This is a genomic window from Limnobacter sp. UBA7229, assembly GCF_002473065.1.
Lineage (GTDB): Bacteria > Pseudomonadota > Gammaproteobacteria > Burkholderiales > Burkholderiaceae_B > Limnobacter > Limnobacter profundi.
The window spans coordinates 107796-129316 of record NZ_DKTN01000020.1; the positions used below are offsets into that span (position 1 = coordinate 107796).

20 protein-coding genes are annotated in these 21521 nt (G+C 53.4%); 11 read left to right on the plus strand and 9 right to left on the minus strand.

Going from position 1 to position 21521, the window contains the following annotated elements:
- Position 1: 1 nt before the first annotated feature.
- From B4C79_RS11315 to B4C79_RS11325, 3 genes are read right to left on the minus strand one after another with little or no spacing between them, the layout of a single operon-like run.
- On the minus strand, positions 2–1390 hold the full coding sequence (locus tag B4C79_RS11315) for an aminopeptidase P N-terminal domain-containing protein (RefSeq protein ID WP_171100339.1): 1389 nt from the start codon (positions 1388–1390) through the stop codon (positions 2–4).
- Between the two features lies 1 nt (position 1391).
- Entirely contained in the window at positions 1392–2087 is a 696-nt protein-coding gene (gene murU, locus B4C79_RS11320) for an N-acetylmuramate alpha-1-phosphate uridylyltransferase MurU (protein WP_291739212.1), read from the minus strand.
- Entirely contained in the window at positions 2088–3119 is a 1032-nt protein-coding gene (locus B4C79_RS11325) for an aminoglycoside phosphotransferase family protein (RefSeq protein WP_291752307.1), read from the minus strand.
- Positions 3120–3253: 134 nt separating this feature from the next.
- Between B4C79_RS11325 and B4C79_RS11330 the strand changes: the two genes are divergently transcribed.
- Genes B4C79_RS11330 through rsmA form a run of 4 tightly spaced genes read left to right on the plus strand, consistent with a single transcriptional unit; the run spans position 3254 to position 8736 of the window.
- Positions 3254–5515 (plus strand): LPS-assembly protein LptD, encoded by a 2262-nt coding sequence (locus B4C79_RS11330; RefSeq protein ID WP_291762619.1) that lies wholly within the window; start codon positions 3254–3256, stop codon positions 5513–5515.
- A 53-nt stretch (positions 5516–5568) separates the two neighbouring features.
- Positions 5569–6939: a peptidylprolyl isomerase gene (locus tag B4C79_RS11335; RefSeq protein ID WP_291740342.1), complete on the plus strand. Its 1371-nt coding sequence runs from the start codon at positions 5569–5571 to the stop codon at positions 6937–6939.
- 10 nt (positions 6940–6949) lie between these two features.
- Entirely contained in the window at positions 6950–7972 is a 1023-nt protein-coding gene (gene pdxA / locus B4C79_RS11340) for a 4-hydroxythreonine-4-phosphate dehydrogenase PdxA (RefSeq protein WP_171100350.1), read from the plus strand.
- Entirely contained in the window at positions 7969–8736 is a 768-nt protein-coding gene (gene rsmA / locus B4C79_RS11345) for a 16S rRNA (adenine(1518)-N(6)/adenine(1519)-N(6))-dimethyltransferase RsmA (RefSeq protein WP_105027137.1), read from the plus strand. Before pdxA ends, rsmA begins: the two co-directional genes overlap by 4 nt.
- Here rsmA and murI read toward each other — a convergent pair.
- Positions 8733–9569 carry a glutamate racemase gene (gene murI, locus B4C79_RS11350; RefSeq protein WP_291740345.1) on the minus strand — a complete coding sequence of 279 codons (837 nt, stop codon included), beginning with the start codon at positions 9567–9569 and terminating at the stop codon, positions 8733–8735. The two genes, rsmA and murI, sit on opposite strands and share 4 nt — an antisense overlap.
- Positions 9570–9674: 105 nt before the next feature.
- Between murI and B4C79_RS11355 the strand changes: the two genes are divergently transcribed.
- Together B4C79_RS11355 and B4C79_RS11360 are read left to right on the plus strand one after the other, a co-directional pair.
- Positions 9675–10532 carry a phosphate/phosphite/phosphonate ABC transporter substrate-binding protein gene (locus tag B4C79_RS11355; protein ID WP_105027139.1) on the plus strand — a complete coding sequence of 286 codons (858 nt, stop codon included), beginning with the start codon at positions 9675–9677 and terminating at the stop codon, positions 10530–10532.
- Positions 10529–12793 carry a response regulator gene (locus B4C79_RS11360; RefSeq protein ID WP_291740348.1) on the plus strand — a complete coding sequence of 755 codons (2265 nt, stop codon included), beginning with the start codon at positions 10529–10531 and terminating at the stop codon, positions 12791–12793. Before B4C79_RS11355 ends, B4C79_RS11360 begins: the two co-directional genes overlap by 4 nt.
- Here B4C79_RS11360 and B4C79_RS11365 read toward each other — a convergent pair.
- Positions 12782–13147: a RidA family protein gene (locus B4C79_RS11365; RefSeq protein WP_291740350.1), complete on the minus strand. Its 366-nt coding sequence runs from the start codon at positions 13145–13147 to the stop codon at positions 12782–12784. The genes B4C79_RS11360 and B4C79_RS11365 overlap by 12 nt on opposite strands.
- 12 nt (positions 13148–13159) lie before the next feature.
- Here B4C79_RS11365 and B4C79_RS11370 point away from each other — a divergent pair, with 12 nt between their 5' ends.
- The gene (locus B4C79_RS11370; RefSeq protein WP_291740351.1) at positions 13160–13678 is read left to right on the plus strand and encodes an SRPBCC family protein; all 519 of its coding nucleotides are present in this window, start codon (positions 13160–13162) and stop codon (positions 13676–13678) included.
- 13 nt (positions 13679–13691) lie between these two features.
- Here the strand turns inward: B4C79_RS11370 and B4C79_RS11375 are convergent, their stop codons facing one another.
- Genes B4C79_RS11375 through B4C79_RS11385 form a run of 3 tightly spaced genes read right to left on the minus strand, consistent with a single transcriptional unit; the run spans position 13692 to position 16479 of the window.
- Positions 13692–14030, minus strand: a complete 339-nt coding sequence (locus B4C79_RS11375) for a TIGR01244 family sulfur transferase (RefSeq protein WP_008252062.1) — start codon at positions 14028–14030, stop codon at positions 13692–13694.
- A gap of 47 nt (positions 14031–14077) precedes the next feature.
- Positions 14078–15076 carry a cytochrome d ubiquinol oxidase subunit II gene (locus B4C79_RS11380; protein WP_171100362.1) on the minus strand — a complete coding sequence of 333 codons (999 nt, stop codon included), beginning with the start codon at positions 15074–15076 and terminating at the stop codon, positions 14078–14080.
- 14 nt (positions 15077–15090) lie between these two features.
- Positions 15091–16479, minus strand: coding sequence for a cytochrome ubiquinol oxidase subunit I (locus B4C79_RS11385; protein ID WP_171100364.1), 1389 nt, complete (start codon positions 16477–16479; stop codon positions 15091–15093).
- Between the two features lie 135 nt (positions 16480–16614).
- On the opposite strand from B4C79_RS11385, the gene B4C79_RS11390 reads away from it, so the two are divergent.
- From B4C79_RS11390 to B4C79_RS11405, 4 genes are all read left to right on the plus strand, one after another.
- The gene (locus tag B4C79_RS11390) at positions 16615–17787 is read left to right on the plus strand and encodes a multidrug effflux MFS transporter (RefSeq protein ID WP_171100366.1); all 1173 of its coding nucleotides are present in this window, start codon (positions 16615–16617) and stop codon (positions 17785–17787) included.
- Positions 17788–17936: 149 nt separating this feature from the next.
- Positions 17937–18806, plus strand: coding sequence for an alpha/beta hydrolase (locus tag B4C79_RS11395; protein ID WP_008252055.1), 870 nt, complete (start codon positions 17937–17939; stop codon positions 18804–18806).
- 102 nt (positions 18807–18908) lie between these two features.
- Positions 18909–19205, plus strand: a complete 297-nt coding sequence (locus tag B4C79_RS11400; protein WP_171100368.1) for a hypothetical protein — start codon at positions 18909–18911, stop codon at positions 19203–19205.
- A 19-nt stretch (positions 19206–19224) separates the two neighbouring features.
- Positions 19225–20124, plus strand: a complete 900-nt coding sequence (locus tag B4C79_RS11405) for an NAD(P)-dependent oxidoreductase (protein ID WP_291740358.1) — start codon at positions 19225–19227, stop codon at positions 20122–20124.
- Between the two features lie 332 nt (positions 20125–20456).
- On the opposite strand, the gene B4C79_RS11410 is transcribed toward B4C79_RS11405, so the two are convergent.
- Complete coding sequence (locus B4C79_RS11410; protein WP_291740360.1) at positions 20457–21410, minus strand: CysB family HTH-type transcriptional regulator; 954 nt, start codon at positions 21408–21410, stop codon at positions 20457–20459.
- Between the last annotated feature and the right edge of the window lie 111 nt (positions 21411–21521).

Sequence of the window (21521 nt, forward strand, 5' to 3'; positions counted from 1 at the left end):
GTCAGGCTGCCTTGCTGCTTGTTTTTTTGTGGGCTTTCATCGTTGCATGAATTTCAGCCACGGTTTTGGGCGCATCGGCAGTGTAAATATCGCAACCTTTCTGGGTTACCAAAGCATCGTCTTCTATGCGAATACCGATGTTCTCAAACTGCTTGGGCACCCCTTTGCCCGGGCGAATGTAAAGGCCAGGCTCAATGGTGAGCACCATGCCGGCTTCCAGCTTGCGGCTGGTGTGGGGTGCCACACCGTCTTCAGGTTTGGCAGCCGGGTCGCGGTAGCTGCCACAATCGTGCACATCCATGCCCAACCAGTGACTGGTGCGATGCATGTAAAAGCGTTTGTACGCGCCACTTTCAAGCGCCTCGTTCAGGCTCATTTTCAGCAGCTTCAAATCGATCAAACCCTGCGCCAATACTTTCACCGCGGCATCGTGCGGGTCATTGAAACGCGCACCAGGCTTGGTGGCCTCAATCGCTGCGTACTGTGCATTCAACACCACTTCATACACAGCCTGTTGGGCCTTGCTGAACTGTCCGTTCACCGGAAAGGTACGGGTGATATCGGATGCGTAGCAATCCAGCTCGCAACCTGCATCAATCAACAACAAGTCACCGTCGCGCATTTTGGCGTCGTTGGCCCGGTAATGCAGCACACAGGCATTTGCACCCGAGGCCACAATTGAACCGTAAGCGGGTGCTTCTGAACCGTTCTTGCGGAACTGATACAACAACTCTGCTTCCACTTCAAACTCAAACTTTCCCGGCTGGCATACCTGCATGGCCGCAATGTGCGCGTGTGCCGAAATAGTGGCCGCGCGGCGCATGATGTCAATCTCGGTTTTGTCTTTGATCAAGCGCATTTCATCCAGTGAGTGGCTTAAATCAAGCACCGCATGTGGGGCTGAAATTCCCATGCGGGCTTTGCCACGCAAGGTTTTCAACACATCGGCCACAGCCGCCTCCAGGCTTTCGTCTTCACCCAATCGCAAAAACACCGCAGGCTGATTGGCCAGTGTGTCAATCAAATGCTCTTCAAGGTCTTCAATGCTGTAGGCCTCGTGCATGCCGAAGGCCGATTGCGCTGCTTTGGGGCCAAATCGAAAACCCTCCCAAATTTCGCGCTCTTCGTTTTTATCCCTGCAAAACAGCACGGCTCGGGAATCGCCACTGGGTGGCACCACCAAGGCCAAACACGCCTCGGGTTCGGGAAAGCCGGTGAGGTAATAAAAATAACTGTCGGAACGGAAGGCATAATCGGCATCGCGATTTCGCATCACTTCCATGCCGGATTGCACCAGCGCAACACCACCGCCCATCTTCTTCAAACGGCGTGCCAGTTGCTCTCGGCGCTTGGCGTAAATGAGGGGATTGTGGGTAGGGTACCTGCTCATGCTAATGCTTCCTTGCTGAATTCAATCGTTGGTTGAGTTCTTCAAGCCGTTCTGGTGTTCCAATGTCCATCCAGAAGCCGTTGAATAACTCACCTTGTACTTTGCCTGCTGCCATGGCTTGGCGCAACAGGGGAGCGAGTTTTGCGACCTCGTCAACCTTGAGCTTGCTGAATAAACTCGGGTGATACACACCAATCCCGGAAAATGTGAATGCGGTCTCGCCCGGTTCAGGCTGTTTGACTGTGCTGCCCAGCCATGCGAAATCACCTGCCCGGTGGTGCGGCGGATTGGGCACCATCACCAAGTGAGCCAACTGGCCCTGCGGCCATTCACTGGCAATTTGTAACGCCCGAGCCAAGGGCCAGTCGCAAGCCACATCACCATTGATCACCAGAAACGGTTCATTGCCAAGATGGTGCAAGGCTTTGCGAATACCGCCTGCGGTTTCAAGCGCGGTGGCCTCGGCTGAATAACTTAGCTGCACCCCAAAAGCCGAACCATCGCCAAAGTGGCTTTCAATTTGGTGGCCCAAATGGGCGTGGTTGATCACAATGCGGGAAATACCCACCGCCGCCAAGGCCTCTATGTGCCATTGCAACAAAGGTTTGCCGCCCGCAGGCAACAAGGGTTTGGGACAATGGTCGGTCAAGGGGCGCATGCGTTCGCCACGCCCTGCTGCCAATATCATCGCCTTCATTTAAAACGTGTATCCCACTTTCACTGCCTTGTTTTCAAGGCGATCCAGCAACAACAACAGGGGCTTGAAGGCGATATATCGGCCTGCCACCAGGCGCACATAACGCAACACCATCGGCAGGTCATTCAGGTATTGGGCCTTGCCGTCGCGGTAGTTCAGGCGTGCAAAAATACCCAGAATTTTCAAATGGCGCTGCAAACCCATGAAATCGAACTGGCGATAAAACTCGCCAGGGTCTTCGCAAATCGGCAAACCAGCCTTGCGGGCAGCCTCCCAGTAACGCACGGTCCAGTCCAGGGTTTGTGCTTCGGGCCATTCAATGTAAGCGTCGCGTAAAATGCTCACCAAATCGTAACTCAGAGGGCCTTTCACAGCGTCCTGAAAATCCAGAATACCGAATTGGGGCGCTGCCCCCGCCTGGCTAATCAACATCAAATTGCGGCTGTGGTAGTCTCGGTGGACAAACACTTGGGGTTCAGACAAAGCACTTTGAATCAGCATGCCTTTGATGCTCTCAAGCCAGTTGCGTTCCTGATCGGTCAGCTCGGCACCGTAGTGCCTGCCCACATACCATTCATCGAACAAATTCATTTCCTGCAATAATTTGTCGGCACCGTAAGCGGGTATGCCTTCGGTGCGTGTATTGGCTTGCAACTGCACCAGGTCATGCAGTGCCTGCATGTAAAAGGCGTCTTTCTGTTCAGCTTGAGTGTTCAGCCCCTGCAACATGGTCGTATTGCCGAAATCCTCCAGCAGCAAAAAACCTTCTTCCGGATTTTGCGCCAATACCTGGGGTGCTCTGGCCCCCCCCTCTCGCAGCAAACCCGCCACATGCACAAATGGGCGAACATCTTCTTTGTCAGGTGGGGCGTCCATCACAATCAGGGTTCGCACGTTATTGGCCTCGCCAACCCGAAAATACCGGCGAAAGCTGGCATCGCTGGAAGCAGCCTGCAAGGTTTGCAGGTCAAACTCGAACTCATTCAGGCCTGTCAGCCATTTTTTCAACATTTCTTGACGCAAGGCGCTCATCAAACCGTCCAATCTCTTTAATTTGTAGTTAGTTGCCTATAATAGTAGGATCCTATGGCGCTTGATCGATCCGTCACCTATTTGAGTACATACCCAGCTTGAAGAAAAGCAAAAAATCACCGCAAGTGCACTCAGTGCCCACACGCCCCACAGCCATCGCATTTGCTTTGTTCTGTCTGGGCGCACCCGCGCTTGCCCAAACCACAGGCGCCACACCACCCAAGGCCGAGTCCCCCACCCGCCTGAAGATTGACGGTGGACTGCTGGGTGTGCGCAACCCGATACCTGAGGACGAGGCCACTTACATTTCTGCCGACCGCCTTTACGGCAACAGCGCCGAGGAAACCTTTCTGGAAGGCAATGTTGAAGTTCGGCGCAACAAGCTGAAATTATTTAGCGACTCAATCAATTATTCGCCCATTACTGACCGTGCTACGGCCAAGGGCAACCTGGTGATTGAGCAGGAAGGCATGATACTGAAAGCCCCCGAGGGCTCTGTAAAGCTGGGCACCGGCGAAAGCGAAATGACCAAACCCACCTTCGAGCTGAAGGAAATCAACGGCAAGGGTCGGGCCGACAAAATGCAGTACGACGGTATTTCAACGCTGACGCTTGAAAACCCGAACTACACGGTATGCGATGTGCCAAACCCTGGTGCCGCGGATCAAGGTGATTGGTATATCACTGCCGATTCGCTGGAAATTGACCAGGCTGCTGAAGTGGGTCGTGCCCGTGGCGCGAAGGTGGTATTTCAGGACGTGCCCATATTGGGCGCACCTTACTTTTCGTTCCCCACCACCGACAGGCGCAAAAGCGGATTTCTGCCACCCTCGTTTGGCACTGTGTCCAACAGCGGACTTGAAGTGACAGTCCCGTACTACCTGAATATTGCTCCAGACAAAGACATGACCCTGTACCCGAAAATCATCTCGGGCCGGGGTTTCCAATTGGGTACACAAACCCGTTACCTGACGCCAAGCAACGAAGGCGAACTTAAATACGATTACCTGCCGGATGACGAGAAAACAGGCACAGACCGCACTGCTTTGTCCTTGCTGCACAAATACGAAAAAGGTCCTTTGTATGCAGGCATAAATTTCAACCAGGTGTCGGATGACAATTACTTTGTTGACTTCTCCCGGACTCAGGCAGTGGCCTCTCAACGTGTTTTGGTTCAAGAAGGCTTCGTCTCGTACCGTCAGAAAAACTGGAGCGCCAACGTGCGCACCGTGGCTCATCAAACATTGCAGTTATTCAACGATGTGATCGCTGAGCCATATGACCGTTTGCCAGAGGCCACACTTGAATTAAGCCCAACCCGAATTGGCCAGGCCAATGCCTTTGTGTCAGTGAGCGGGCAGTACACCGACTTTGCAAGGCCCTCCTCCGCACCCGCACGGGTTGAAGGCTCACGCGGTGTAACGCGCGCCAGGGTTTTCATGCCCATACAACGGTCCGAATTCTCATTCACGCCCGCGGTCTCGGTGCAAGCCACCAACTACGATTTGCAGGGCCAAACACCCGGGTCACCCGCAGCACCAGGCAGCGTCATTCCAACGGTTTCGCTGGACAGCACGGTTTACTTCGACCGCAAAACAAGCTTTTTCGGTCGCAATGTGAATCAAACCCTGGAACCACGAATTTTTTATCTGTACACGCCATTCAAGGACCAATCCGATCAGCCTATTTTCGACACCTCGGTGACGGATCAAAGTCTGACGCGGATTTTCGCCGAGAACAGGTATTCGGGGCTTGACCGGGTGGGCGATGCGAACCAGCTGACACTGGCCGTGACCAGTCGCTTCTACGACGAGGCCACCAGCGAAGAGTTGTTCAGCGTCACTGGCGGGCAACGTCTGAACCTGAGCACGCCACGTGTTATTTTGCAAGGTTTCGAGGCGCCAACCACCAGCGATTCTGACTTCTTTGCCAATGCGCGCGGCCGTATCAGCCAGTCAGTATTCCTGGACGCCACAACGCAACTGAATGCAGAAAGCGGACGCCATGAACGCGGCAATGTCACTGTCAGCTATGCGCCGTCGCTGGGCAAACAACTGAATTTGGGGTATCGCTACACCCGCGCACAAATTGACCAGTTCGACATTTCAGGCCAATGGCCCATCTCTGACCGCTGGAGTGGCGTGGGTCGTTTAAACTATTCAATGCTGGACAATCGTTTGATTGAAGGTGTGGCAGGCCTTGAGTATGGCGAGGGTTGCTGGGCAGTGCGTGTGATTGCACAAAGATTTGCGACTGCACCACAGCTGGAGACCACATCGCTGTTTGTTCAACTTGAACTCAATGGATTGGGTCGTTTGGGGTCCAACCCGGCCGACCTGTTGTCCAGAAAGGTGCCAGGGTACACGCCTTTCTCTTCCGCACAATCGATCCAATGAGCACCCATTAAGTACCCACTAAGTACTCACTAAGCACCCAATAAGTTATGAACATGAAGCACATTCAACACTGGTTATTCGCGATCTCCGCCTTGGCGGCCATGAGCCATGCGCAGGCACAGGGTATCAAGGCACCAACGTCCAATCTGCCGGCCGGCAAGCTGAGTTCAGAACTCGGGGCCAGCAATGGTTCAGGCGCAGCAACAATCGACGGCATTGTTGCCGTGGTGAACACCGACATCATTACCCGCAGCGAATTGAACCGACAAGTGGCCCTGATTGAACGCCAGATGAGTCGCCGCGGCGCGCCCCTTCCCGATCGGATCGAATTGCGCAAACAGGTGCTTGATCGCATGGTGATGGACCGCGCTCAACTTCAGAAAGCCGAAGAGGTGGGTATTCGGATTGAGGAAGCCCAAATTGAAGCCGCCATGGCCCGTGTGGCCGACCAGAACGGTTTGTCTCTCGAAGACTTTCTGGCACGCCTTCAGGAGGAAGGCGTTTCACCCGCCCGCTTCCGCGAAGAAGTCCGCAGCGAAATCACCTTGGGTCGCCTGCGCGAGCGTGAAGTGGAAGCCCGCATTCAGGTGTCGGATGCAGAAATTCAAAATTACCTGGCTGCCCGCACCAAAGGGGGCGCTGCAGCCAATCAACCCGAGGTGAATTGGGTACAGTTGCTGGTCAAAGCCCCGAGTGACGCCAGTGGTGCAACGCTGAACCAGGCGAGAACCAAAGTTGAGACCATTGAAAAAGCCCTGAAAGACGGGAAAACGGTGGAAGCCATTGTGCAAGCCAATCCCGAGCTGGCCATTGACGGGACTGGGCAAATGGGTTGGTCCGGTTTTGATGCTGTGCCTACCTTGTTCACTGAATTTCTGTCCAAGGCGCAATTGAATGCCGTGCAAACCATTCGCAGCCCCAATGGCTTTCACGTGTTGAAAGTGCTTGAGCGTCGCGAAAGCGGTGCAGCGCTGGACAATACACCTGTGACGCAAACCCGGGCCCGACACATCCTGATTCGCCCAGGCCCCGACATTACCGAAGCAGAGGCAAAACGCCGACTGAATTTTGCACTGGAACAGCTGCAAGGTGGCGCTGCTACGTTCGATGCTTTGGCAAAGCGTTATTCGCAAGATGGCTCTGCCGCGAAAGGCGGCGATTTGGGCTGGCTGTACCCAGGCGACACCGTACCGGAATTTGAACGCGAGATGAACCAGCTTGGGATTGGGGGGGTAAGCCCGGTATTCCAAAGCCGTTTTGGTTTCCACATTATTCAGGTGGTAGAACGTCGCCAGCAGGCGGCCTCTGAAGAACGCCAGCGCCAGGCCGCACGCCAGGCAATCCGTGCCAGTAAATCAGAGGAAAGCTATCAGGAATGGTTGCGCCAACTGCGCGACGCCACCTTCATCGAAATTCGCCTTTAATTACCAAGGAATGAGCAAGGCCAACAACCTACCTATCCTTGTCACCAGCGGTGAACCTGCCGGGATAGGGCCAGAACTGTGCGCCTTGCTGGCCGAAACTAGCCAAGCCAAACGTTTAAACCGTTCGCTGGTCATTCTTGGCGATGCCGATCTGCTTGAGACACGCGCAAAAAACGCGGGCATTGAACCCAAATGGCAACGCATCAATTCGCTGCGGGAAATTACAGCCAGCGATGATGAAGCGCCTGGTTATTTTCTGCTTGATCACCCCCTTTCAGCGCCCTGCATCACCGGCAAACCCAACCCGGCCAATGCACCCTATGTGCTGGGCCTGTTGAACCTGGCTTGCGATGCTTGCCAGAATGGCACCGCTGCGGCCATGGTGACCGCTCCCATTCAGAAATCCGCAATCAGCCCGCACTGGCCGGGTTTTATGGGGCACACCGAGTACCTGGCGCAACGATGTGGGCAAAGCGATGTCGTCATGATGCTGATGGGCGGTCAAATGAAGGTAGCACTGGCCACCACCCACATTCCACTGGCCCAGGTACCGGCAGCAATTACCCGGGACAGCCTCACCCGCACGCTTGAAATCATGCTTCACGATCTACGCCTGTACTGGGGTTTGCCAAAACCCCGAATTCTGGTGACTGGGCTGAATCCGCACGCTGGCGAATCAGGCGACCTGGGGAATGAGGAATTTGACACCATCACACCGACCATCCGAGCCTTGCAAGCGAAGGGGCACGATGTGCAAGGCCCCTTTCCTGCCGACACCCTGTTTCAACCCAAATATCTGCAAAACAGCGATGCGGTGCTTGCCATGTTTCACGACCAGGGCTTGCCCGTACTAAAGCATGCAAGTTTTGGTCAAGGTGTGAACATTTCGCTGGGTTTGCCTATTGTTCGAACCTCGGTTGACCACGGCACCGCACTTGACCTGGCCGGTACCCGGAACATGGATGCGGGCAGCCTGAACGAAGCGATAGAATGCGCGCACCACATGGACCTTTGCCGCAGGAACGCGCAATGAAACATCAAGCAAAAAAACGATTTGGCCAACACTTTTTGACCGATCAAAGTGTGTTGTCAAACCTGATCGGTGAGATGCGACCGCGTGCAGACGACACGCTGGTTGAAATTGGCCCCGGTTTGGGTGCGCTGACATTCTGGCTACTCAAGGCAGTGAATCACCTGCAGGTGATTGAAATTGATCGGGACCTGGCAGAGAAACTTCGAACCGGTGGCTGGAAAGACAAGCTCACGGTTCACGAAGTGGATGTGTTGAAATTTGACTTCGGGCAACTCCCCGCGCCTTTTCGCGTGGTGGGCAACTTGCCCTACAATATTTCCTCGCCCATCTTGTTTGCTTTGCTTGAAGTTGCCGACCGGGTGATTGACCAGCACTTCATGTTGCAAAAAGAAGTAATAGATCGCATGGTCGCTGCCCCAAAAACCAGCGACTACGGCAGATTGTCGGTGATGTTGCAGGCCTACTACGACATGGACCATTTGTTTGATGTGCCGCCCGAGTGCTTCGACCCACCACCCCGTGTCATGTCAGCAATCGTTCGAATGGTGCCAAAACCCGCGCATGAACGTGCGGCAATTCCTGGTGAAATTTTTAGTCGGGTGGTCAGCACTGCTTTTTCACAACGCCGCAAAATGTTACGCAACACCTGGGCCAATGTGGTACCTGAACACATGGCAAACGCTGCGGGCATCGCACTTACCGCGCGCGCCGAGGAAATTGCACCCCAACAGTTTGTACAAGTGGCACAAATGATGGCCAGTTAAACATCCAACTGCTGCACATGGGCATTGCGCCAATCACTGCCCAACAAATTCACCAGCTTTGTCTTGAAAGACTCGGGTTGACCTGTTGTAAAAAAACTCACACGCTCAAGCAAAGGCACATGTTGGTTGCCCATATTCAACAAGCGCTCGCTTTCCAGACGTGTTTTTAACTGCTTGGCCACTGGCAAACCAGTCTCGATTACGGCCACGCCGGGGCCAGCCAGTTTTGAAATGAGATGTGCAACAAAAGGGTAGTGCGTGCAACCCAGCACAATGACGTCGGCCTGTTTTTGAAGCAACTCGGCTACCATGGGCTTTAACAAAGCCTCAATAGCAGGCTCGGGCATGGGTGATTGTTCGATCAGTTCAACCAGCCCCGGGCACGGGTGTGCAATTACCTTGGCCATGGGGTCAAACCTTTCAACCAAAGCCTTAAACCGTTCGCTGGCCACCGTGTTGGTGGTTGCCAAAATACCCACCACGCCCGTTTTGGTCAGCATGCTGGCGGGTTTGACTGCAGGCTCAATGCCCACAATCGGCCAGTTCGCATGGGCAGCGCGTGCCTGGTTTGCACCTGCGGCAGTGGCGGTGTTGCAAGCCATGACCATGGCTTTACAACCCTGGTTTCTCAGCCAATTGGACAGGGTTAATACACGGTCAGTAATTTCATGTTGCGGTTTGTCGCCATAGGGCAAATGCCGTTCGTCGGCCACGAACTGAAAGCGCTCGGCCGGCAAGTGATTCAACATCGCTTTCAGCACGGACAGGCCGCCAACACCTGAATCGAACACACCCACCGCATGTGCGGATTCAAGCAATACGGGCTTTGCCATTCAACACCTTTGAAATACCGGGTAAATCAATGCTTGTTTTCATGATTCGATGAAACCAATAAATCTTAAAATATTAATTACCAATTAATTTAACATTTATACATCATGCCCACTTTCTCGGCTTTCATCGCCCGCACAATATTGCCTTGTATTGTCACACTGTTTGGATTGACTGCAGGGCAATTTGCGCATAGCGCAGAAAAGAATTCAACTCTTCGTCTCTTGGTGGTTCCGCAATTCCCAGCCACTGAAATTCATGCTACCTGGAGCAAATTACTGGATGGGTTGAAGAAAGACGGTCTCCCAGAAATCGAACTGGTTTTCGCAAAAGACATTACCGAGTTTGAGAGCCAGTTCAAGGCTGGACAAGCCGAGTTGATTTACTGCAACCCTTATCACATGGTGATGGCCAAAAAGGCACAAGGCTACACACCGCTCATTCGGGACAGCAAACCATTGACCGGCATTCTGGTTGCAACAACTGGCAGTGCCCACGATGGCATCAAAGAACTCAGCGAGTTGAACGGCAAAACCCTGCTTTTTCCATCACCCAATGCATTCGGTGCTTCGCTGTATATGCGTGCCTTGCTAAAACGGGAGAAGGGACTGGAATTCACCACCAAATATGTAAAGACACACTCCAATGTCATTCGTGGCGTGGTACGTGGTGAAGGGCAAGCTGGTGGCATGGTCAACGCCACGCTACTGGCAGAAACGCCTGAGCTTCAACAGAAGGTCAAGGTGATTTACGAAACCCCACCCGCACCACCTCACCCGATTGCAGCGCACCCTCGCGTAGATGCCTCCACCCGGGAAGCAATTGCGGCCGCTATTTTGGGACACATCAAAACACACAAACAGGTGGGTGAAGACATTCAAATGCCCAACCCTGTGCGGGCCGATTATTTCAAAGATTACAAACCACTTGAAAACCTCGGACTTGAAGCATTTCTTTCCAATTGAAACCGTCTTTTCACACCATCACTCATCCCAGCCTGGGCACCAAACTGTTGGTGTTGGGCATTGGTTTGGTGTTGACGCTTGCGCTGGCATTTACCTGGTTTAACACCAAAACCCAGCGCAATGAATTGCAAGGCGTATTCAATCAACAAGCCACAGCCCTCGCGTTCAACATTGCAGTTTCAAGCAACAGCCATTTGCTTGAAAAAGACTTTGCCATCATTGAAACCTTGTTACTGAAGGCCAATGGATTCAAAGACCTGTATTCAGCCACTGTGGTTTCCGCCGATGGTCAAGTATTGGCCCAGGTTTTGCGCGACTCGAACACCCAGCGCCTGTCCCCCCGCTACGATGTTGCTCGCTTGCATGTGGACAAACGCGATCTACACACGCAGTTGCTCAGCAGCGAACGCCACCTGACCGTGATTGAACCGATTGAATCGGGGCGACTGATCGGTCATGTGGTGCTGGAGTTTGATTTGACACCGCTCCAGGCCCGCCAGTCTGAACTCATAGAGCGCAATATTCTGCTGGCTGTAATTCTGATTTTTCCAGCCGCCCTGGCCTTGTGGCTTTTCATCCGCAAAACCATTCTTGAATTGAATGCGCTCACCGATTTCGCGCAGCGTATGGTGAAAGACCAGGGTATTGAGCAAGCTACCTCCCCCACTTCCCGAGAGCTGGCCATGCTGCACCACACGTTGAATTGGGCATCGGTCACACTGAGAAAAAAGAACCGGGCACTGGAAGCTGCCAAACTGAAAGCCGACAAATCCAATGACTTGAAGTCGCAGTTTGTGGCCAACATGAGCCATGAAATCCGAACACCTTTGAACGGCATACTGGGACTGACTGAGATTACCTTGAGCAACAGCGCACTGGCCGAAAAACCGCGCCGCAATCTGGAACTGATTCAACTCAGCGCCGAGCACCTGTTAAGGGTGGTCAACGACATTCTGGATTTTTCAAAGATCGACGCCAATCGCCTGGACATGGACCCTCAACCCTTCGAGTTGCGCCCCAATGTGCAAGCCATGGTGAAAATGGTGTCCAGTGCCTACGCCAAACCCAGTGTTGCAACCGTGCTCGACATTGATCCCGCCATTCCGCACTGGCTGTTTGGCGATTGTCCGCGAATTATGCAGGTGCTGAACAACCTGCTGAGCAATGCGCTGAAGTTTACCCAGCATGGCCAAGTCAGCCTGACAGTTACTGCAAAACAGGGATCCGATAAACACTCAAAAATCAAAAGCAAAATTCATTTCGCAGTGCGCGATACTGGCATGGGAATTTCTGAGTCAGCCCGCACCGAGATTTTCAAGGCGTTTTCTCAGGCAGAGCCTGGCACGGCGCGCAAGTATGGCGGCACGGGCCTGGGCTTGACAATTACCCAGCGCTTGCTTGAATTGATGAATAGTCGGATACATCTCTGGTCTGAAGAAGGCATTGGCAGTGAATTCAGCTTTACACTGGAGCTGCCGATCGTCGAAGAACAAAAAACCACTGAAAATGAAACACTGGCTGTCGATATGACCTCGAACAACAACCCTGCCGCCCCTGAGTTTGGCCACGCCTCCACCGGCCTGCGTGTATTGGTGGCAGAGGACAATATGGTGAACCAAACCTTCATTTCGCATGTGCTGACCCAGCTCGGTATCTCCTATCGCTTTGCAGATGATGGTTTGGCAGCCGTGCAAGCTGTGGAACAGGAGAGGTTTGATATGGTGTTCATGGACATGCACATGCCCAATATGGGCGGGCTTGAAGCATGCCGTACAATTCTTGCCAAACCACAGCACAAAAACCTGCCGATTGTTGGGTTGACAGCCGATGCGATTGCCGACACCCGCGAGGCCTGCATGTCTGCAGGCATGCGCGAATACATTTCAAAACCATTCAAGCGCAGCGACATTGAGGCTGTACTTGCTCGCCTGAAATTCAACGTGTCGCCAATTCCCATGCAAAACTTTGACCACGACAAAGAATTGCTGAAAACAACCATCGACATGATTGCAGCGGAAATTCCGCAACTTGCCGACGAGACCGAAAAACAGCTTTTGGCCATGAATTTATCAGAGGCCAAACGCGCCTTGCACACATTGAAAGGGCATTGCAAACTGGTGGGGGAACTTGCGTTTGCCGACTTTATTCAACAACTGGAAAACCAGTTGGCGCAAAACCAGATGCCCGCGGCCGATTCAATCGAGCACCTGAAAACCAACCTGCGGGTACTTCAACAACGCCTGCGTCTGTTAAGCCAATAAAGCCTTGTCCATAGCTGCAGTCACCACCAGTTCGACTTTCCAGCCTGGCTTGGCCAGTCCCTTGACTTCCACGCACGCGCGCGAAGGCGCGGTGTCTTCGGGCAACCAAGCGTCCCACACGGCATTGAACCCCTCGTAATCGCGAACCATATTGGTTAAATAAACCTGAACCAATAGCAAATGGCTTTTGTCAGTGCCGGCACCCGCCATCGTGCGCTCCAGGCTATTCAACAGGTCTCGGGTTTGGGCCTGAATATCCCCTTCCTCGGTAGAAGGCACTTCAACCAAATAAACCACCCCGTTGAAGCTGGTGGAATCGGAGTAACGTTTTGTAGTACCTTGTCTGTGTATCACAGGACCCCCTTCATGAAATTTGAACATTTGGTGCAGATCAACGACCCAAGCTTGCCTGGTATTGACTGGTTAACACGGCAACAACTCTGGTTTGGTTTGGTTGCACGGGCCTGGAAACCCACCCGCTTCGTGCTCGGCCTCGAAGACGCGCAAGTGATGCAAACCAGTCAACAAGGCAATGTCACCACGCTTGCACGCGTGCTCAATTACGGCCCCTTTCAAATTGAAGACACCATTGAGCTGATCGAAGAAGACCGTACCAAGACCCGCATTTTAGCGAATCAGTTTTGCGGCGACAGCACACTGACCATTTCGATTGAAGAACCTGAATCGGGTGAACTGTGGCTGCGGTTTCAGTACCAGGTCAGCGATGCGCCAGTCAGCCAGGGTGGCCCCGAGGTGTCGTCACACGACGTGGACGAGATTCGAAAGCAGGCTTATCGCGCAGCAGACATTGACACCGTGCGAATGATTCGCGAGCTGGCCATGGCCATGCCAGCGAATCAACCTGACAACCGGAAAGACCACTAGGTGAAAAGCATGCTCATTTCAGGGCACAGGCACCCATGTAAATTTGGCCGGAACGATTGCCGCTGCGGCAGTAAGCCAAAACCGGTTTTTCCGCTGCATCCAGAATGCGTTTGAAGTCCTCAAGCAGCACTTCCGAGGGGGGTTGCCCCACTTCCATGGGCAAATAGTGAATGGCCAGGCCCAGGCTTTTCGCCTTGGCTTCAATGACTGAGTGGGCCAGTTGAGCGCCCACCTCGTGGTCGGGCCGGTTATTCACAATCGTTTTAAAGCCCAGTTCAGCGATTGCTTCCAAATCTTCCGGACTGATTTGGCCGCACACTGCGACCTCATTGCTCAGTTGCCTGATGCTCATTTCAACAAATTCCTTCGGTGCGTTGTCACAGCATGAAAGCTGCGCTGTTACTGATAAGACAGTTCTTTGGCCTTGCCCCAGAACACTTTGTAAGAAAACGCAGTGTACCCGAGGATGGTTGGCAAAGTGATCACCACACCCACCAGAATAATCTTCAATGCTTCGGGGGAAGAAGCAGCCTCCCACACGGTTAGCTGATTCAGCACCACGTACGGATACTGACTGTAGGCCAGACCCATGAAGGCCAAGGTCATGACACCCGCAGTGAGTGCAAACACCATCCAGCCGTAGCCAGCGTCCATCAAACGTTGACTGCCAAGCACATGGTGAATGCCCCACAGGCACAACATCGATGCGATCGGAATGGGTGCCAGCGCCACAATGTTGGGGAAGCTGAACCACTTGTCAAAAATTTCAGGCACCACCAAAGGGGTCATGGCCGAAATAAAAGCGATTGAAGCCAGCATGGGCCAAAAACTGATTCGCCCCCACCGGCGGGATTTTTCAATCAAATCGCCTTCCGTTTTCATGATCAACCAACCACTGGCCAACAAGGTGTACGCAAAAGGCAAGGTAATGGCCACGCCCAAATTGAACACCAATTGGGACCAATGGTTCGAGAAGCCCGTAATGTAGCTACCCAGCATCCAGCCTTGCGAAACCGACGTAACCAGTGAACCAATGAAAAAAATCCGGTTCCACAAAGGCTTGTAGGCAATATCCACCTTTACCCGGAAATCAAATGCCACTCCCCTTAACACCAGGCCCAGCAGCATGAAAGTAACAGGCAGGTACAAGGCCGTGAGCACCACACCGTGGGCTTTGGGAAAGGCCACCAGCAGCACGCCCACGCCCAGCACCAGCCACGTTTCATTCGCATCCCAGAACGGGCCGATAGAGTTGATCATTGTGTCTTTTTCGTCGTCGGTCGCATGGGGCAACAGCAGGCCTACGCCCAGGTCGTACCCATCCAGCACCACGTAAATCAACAGGGACAAACCCATTACACCCATGAAAAGCAAAGGTAAAAACTCATTGAATGTCATGGCAGGCACCCCTTTTATTGTTCACGGCGAAGTTTGTCAGCGGGCGTGGTGGCCGGTGCTGCACCGCCCCAATTGACTTTCTTCGACGAGCCAATGCCACCCAGCAGCATGTACCGCAACACCCACACGTACGAAATAATCAGCCCAATGTACATGGCCATGTACAACAACACCGTGAAAGCCAGCAATTGGGGCGGGTGTTGAGCCACCACATCGGCAGTACCCAACACGCCATACACCACGTAAGGCTGGCGACCAATTTCAGTGACCCACCAACCCGCCACGGTGGCCACCCAGCCCGAGAACATCATGAACATCAAAGCCGTCAATATTAGTCGATGGGTTTTGTTTTCAAGCACTGGGCCGGTTTTGCGGAAAGCCCATACCGACGCCCAAGAAACCAGCAGCATCAATACACCCATGCCCACCATCACCCGGAAGGAATAAAACACAGGCCCTACCGGGGGGTGGGTATTCAGGAAATCATTGAGCCCTTTGATTTCGCCGTTGAAGTCGTGCGTCAAAATAAAACTGGCCATTTTCGGTATGCCAATTTCAAAATGATTGGTGCGCGCTTCGCTGTCAGGAATGGCAAACAACAGCAGTGGTGCACCCTTCTCGGTCTCCCACACACCTTCCATGGCAGCCACTTTGGCAGGCTGGTGTTTCAAGGTGTTCAAACCATGCAAATCGCCCACAAAAATCTGGACAGGAATCAGTGCTGCTGCGCCATAAACACCCAGCTTCAACATGTGGCGAGTGAAAGGCTTTTCACGTTTGCGCAGAATTTGAAGTGCGCTACCGCCCGCAATCACAAAGAACACAGTCAAGCCGCTGGCCAGCAACATGTGCGTGAAGCGATACGGGAAAGATGGGTTCCAGATGATTTCCAGCCAATTGGTGGCGTGCATCTGGCCATCAATAATTTCGAAACCCTGCGGGGTTTGCATCCAGCTGTTCAGCACCAGAATCCAGAAGGCCGACAAGGTGGTGCCAAAAGCCACCAAGAAAGTCGCCAACAAATGAACCTTGGGCGACACACGTTGTTTACCAAACAGCATCACGCCCAAAAAAGTTGCTTCCAAAAAGAAAGCGGTCAACACCTCGTAGCCCAGCAGGGGGCCGGAGATATTTCCGGTCTTTTCCATAAAGCCCGGCCAGTTGGTGCCAAACTGAAAACTCATGGTGATGCCAGACACCACGCCCATGGCGAAAGTCAGCGCAAAAATTTTTGTCCAGAAATAATGGGCCTGCTCCCATTCGGTTTTTCCGGTGCGTACATGCTGCAAGCGCAGATAAAACATCACCCAGCCCAGGCCGATGGTGATGGTTGGAAACAAGATGTGGAAGGTGATGTTGGCCGCGAACTGAATTCGGGCAAGATCGAGCGACGTGAATTCCATACTGCACCCCATAAACCGAACTGGCTACATGATCATGACCATAAATAGGTAAACGCGCTCTGTCAAATTGCTTTACTCAATGGTGCGCTGCGCAACGCGTACAATGCCGAATTACCCAGAAAACGGAACCCGGTCTTGATTAACCGCCCCATGTTTTTCCTGCTGGCTGCACTGGCCGCATTCGCCCCACTGGCGATTGATCTTTATTTGCCCAGCCTTTCGGCAATCGGCAACGAACTACAGGCACCAGCAGGGCGTGTTCAACAAACAGTGACTGTGTTTCTGGCCGGGTTTGCCATGGGTATGCTCTTTTATGGACCACTTTCCGACCGGTTTGGCCGCAGGCGAATGATCTTCGCCGGCACCAGTGTATTCGTCGTTGCAAGCGTGGCCTGCATGTTGGCTCAAAGCATTGAACAACTTTTGCTGTTTCGCCTGATTCAGGCTTTTGGCGGCGGCGCAGCAGCTGTCATTTCGCGTGCTGTTATTCGAGACCTGTTTGGCGAAACCGATTCAGCCCGGGTCATGGCCATGATTGCCATGGTTACTTCGATCGCCCCCATGATTGCGCCACTTTTGGGGGCCTACATTCTGGAACTGGGTTCCTGGCGTTATGAATTCCTCTCCTTGGCGCTGTTTGGTGCAGCGTGCACGGTCGCCGCCTACCTGTTGCTGCCCGAAACATTAAGTCAAACCCACAGCCAAACTTCCATTTCCCTGGCCTTCCGGGGATATTTGACGGTATGTCAACACAGCGATGCACGCCTGCTGATCATTGCAGGTGGAGCGCACTTTGCCGCCATGTTCGCTTACATCACTGGCACGCCATTTGTGTACATCGAGTTTTTTGGTTTGAGTGAAAAAACATATGCTGTGCTGTTTGGCTCAAACGTATTGACATTGATTGGTTTTGGCTATGCCTCCACACGTTTGGTGAAACGCACAGGCACCACACCGCTCATTAAAGTCGGTTCTGCCTTGGGTTTGCTCGGTGCTCTCGTGGTATTGGCCAGCGCCTGGCATGCAGGCACGACCAGTGGGAATTTGGGATTGATGGTAGTTGGCTTTTTGCTGTGTGTGGGTTCACTGGGGTTTGTTGCACCCAACACCACGGCACAGTTGTTGAGCAAACATCCCAAAAATGCCGGGGCAGCTTCGGCCCTGTATGGCTGTGCGCAATTTGGTTTGGGGGGATTGGCCAGTTGGGCTGTTTCAGTGGTGCACGACGACACTGCCCTGCCCATGGCCGCTGCGGTGGTGGGCTTTGCAGCGCTTGCGTGTTGGGCAAGCATTCGACTAAAACGCTGAACTTTTCATTGTAAGCACAAAATTATTGCCATTGTGTTTAATCAACCGCGAAATTGGCATGAAAATTGGACTTTTTGGTCCCTTTACGGTATGTTGTGTCACGAATTTATTCTGCCCAACAACCTAAACACACATTTTTGCACTGCCATATGGCCGACACAAAAGCCCAAAGTGGCGAGAACCAGCCCGACGTGGCTTGGCTCGAGAGCCAGTACAACGTCCGCTCTTACCTGCCCGATCACCCCAAAACCTTTGCTCGCTGGGCTGAACAGTCCCGCTACGCCCGTTTTGATCTGGATGGGTTCTGGAATCAGTATTTCGGCGAATCGGAAGCAGAAACCGTGGATGTCATTCCTGGCAAACCCGGCAAGCCGCTGTTGATTTTCATCCATGGCGGCTATTGGCGTTCGCTGGACAAATACGACTTCACCTTTTTGGCCAAGCCGTATGTGGCCCGTGGCTACTCGGTGGCACTGCTGAATTACGGCCTGATTCCACGCGTGACAATTGAAGACAGTGTTCGCCAAACCTTACGCGGCATTGAGTGGCTCTATCGCCAGGCGGACCGCTTTGGCTTTGATGCCAACCAAATTGTGGTGTGCGGACATTCTGCCGGAGGGCATTTGGGCGTGATGAGCGCGCTGGCGTTTTGGCCCCTGTGGGCCTCTGACCTGCCCCAAGACGTGGTGAAGTCGGTGATCGCAATTTCGGGCATTTACGATTTGAGCCCCTTGGTGCACACACCCTTCATTCAGAAAGACCTGAAGCTGAATCAGAAACGCACCCGCATGGTCAGCCCGGCATTGATGCCCAAGCCCACCATTCCCGTGCACCTGGCCTTTGGCACCAAAGAAACGGATGCCTTCAAGGAACAAAGCGCTTATTTGGCGTCGCACTGGGGTCTGAACCCACCGTTGCAGGTGAATGCCGATCATTTCAGCATTTGCGACAGCATTGCCGACCCAAACAGTGAGCTGTTCATGCTGATTCAGAACCAGTTGCTGTTGCCATCTCACTAAGACAGCGCTAGAAACTGAACGGGTTATCCCCCCATGTTCGGTAAACTGCTTTTCAGGCTGGTGCCGTATAACTAAACTGTACACACCAGCCTGGAGGCAAGAATGCCCCTCACAATCGCCTACTCCAACGCCGCAGGTTCACTTGGGCCGCGTTACCCCGATGGTCAAACCCTGATGCGCAAACGTACACTTCGCCAAACCGCGAGGTTGTTCAAAGTAGGCGCTGAAGTACTGCTGAACACAGCGCCTGCCACGGTGATCGCCTACAACATTGCCGAGTTTGGCCGCTGGATTTCAACCAGCCACCCAGTACTGGTTCAGCTGCACACCGGCGAACTGCAATATTGCCGCTTAAGCGATCTGCACACTGCTGAAAACCCGAGCATGCAAACCCACTGACGCTGACTATAATCCGGGGATGAACTCAACATCCCCAACACCCAAAACCATTGGCTTCATAGGCCTTGGCAATATGGGGTCCGCCATGGCGGGCCACCTTTGCAACGCGGGCTACACCGTGCTGGCCTGGGCGCGTAACGCGTCTACCCTCGAAGCACTGGCTGACATCCCTCTTGTTGCGCAACCCAGTATTGCAGCCTTGTGTGCAGGCACCCGCCTGCTTGCTTTAAATGTCACCAACACCGCGGATGTTCAATCGCTGCTGTTTCGCGACGGCGGTATTGCGCAACATGCACAGCCCGGATCAATCATTGTGGATTTCAGTACCATAGACGCGGCCGCCGTGGCTGACATTGCGCGCCACTTGAAGTCTCGGAACGTTGATTACATTGACTGCCCCGTTTCCGGCGGCGCTGCGGGCGCGCGTGCTGCAACCTTGAGCATGATGGCGGGTGGGGATTTGGCAGCCTTCAATCAGATCGAGCCCATGCTGAAACACTTGGGCAAAACCATTCGACATGTGGGGCCGTCCGGCGCGGGTCAGGCCATCAAAGCAGCCAATCAAATGGCACTATGCATTCAATTGGTAGGCATTGCCGAAGCCATGAATTACGCACTGGAGCAAGGTGCTGAATTGAGCGTGGTACTTGAGCTGTTGCAAGCGGGCTTACCCGCGAGCCGTGTGTTGGATTGGGCTGGACCCCACATGGTGAAAGGTTTCACTGACCCGGTTTCCATTGAAGCGCACCTGCATGCAAAAGACGTTCGTATGGTGGCCGATGCTGCAAAGAAGCAGGGTTTGCATTTGCCGCTGTTGTTTAAAACCGCAGAACTGCTGGATGAACTGGTAGCCAATGGGCCGAAGAGTCAGGACACATCGAGAGTTTTTGAGGTGGTTCGCAAGCACATGCGAGCTTAGTGGCAAGCTACACAGCTGCACTATTCGGGCCTTGCGCTGGTCGAGTGCGGCAGTGTGCGGCCTGCAGCATACAGGTTTGATCGGGTGCGCATGTGCTTGTTGCGACAGTCAGGAAAATCTGCCCAAGCGTGCCAAGCCAGGCTGGTGCCCTTCAGGGCAGAAGCCGCCCCGACCGCCTTCTTCGAGGGGCGGTTTCAGGCAAGGCGAGGTTCAGCTTGGGGCCAACAGATTTTCCGTCGCAACAGGCACTGCGCTCCGAACAAATCAACCACGCCACACACCCAAACCACACCGCATAAACGAACAACGCAGCATACCCAAACCATGCAGCATCAAATGTCGTACGCCTGCCCGCCACCCAACACGCGGTCTATCAGCTTCGGGGTCAACATCGGTGCAAACACCGCAATGAATTCATACATCAGCGTGCGCATGAACACACCTTGCCGCAGGGCAATTCGCGTGGTGTTGCGGCCAAACAAGTGGTCCACTGGTACAGCCATCAACCCTTTGTCTTTCAACGCATCAAAAGCTACTTCAGCAATAATACCCACGCCCAAACCCAATCCCACGTAGGTTTTAATCACGTCCGCATCAATGGCCTCAAGCACCAGGTCAATGTTCACCCCAGCCTTCTGAAACGCTGCATCAATTTTCTTGCGGCCCGCAAAATGGGTTTCATAGGTGATGATAGGCATTTGATCGAAATCAGCCAGCGCAATTTGCCGCCCGCCCGATGCAAAAGGTTTTAACAGGGGCGAGTCGGTGGGCGCCACCGCAATGTGTCCCCAGTCGTAACAGGGAAATGTCACCAAGTCAGGCTCATCGGCCAAAGCCTCGGTGGCCACAGCCAAGTCGGCCTGGTCTTTGCGCACCCACTGGGCCAGTTGCTCGGGGGTGCCCTGCAACAAAATCAGCTTCACCTTCGGGAATTTTTTACGAAAAGCAGCCACCGCCTGTGGCAAAACGTAGCGTGCCTGTGTGTGGGTCACGGCCACGGTCAACTGCCCGCTCTCGCGCGCTGCAAATTCTTCGCCTACACGCTTGATGTTCTCAAGCTCGGCCAACACGCGCTCGCAGGCTTGATACACCAATTCACCGGGAGGCGTTAAACCTTTGATGCGTTTGCCGTGTCGCTTGAAAATCTGAAAGCCCAGCTCTTCTTCAAATTCGATGATTGCCTTGGACACACCTGGCTGAGAGGTGAACAGCGCTTTGGCCGCATCGGTCAAGCTGAAGTCATGGCGAACCGCTTCCCGAACGAATCGAAGCTGATGCAAGTTCATAAAAACCCTTTATTCCACAGGGGAATATATAAATGGAAATACTATCGTTTGAATTATAAGGGCTAGCGCTTACACTTCAAGTCCCAAAAAACCATTTTCATCGAGCTTTCA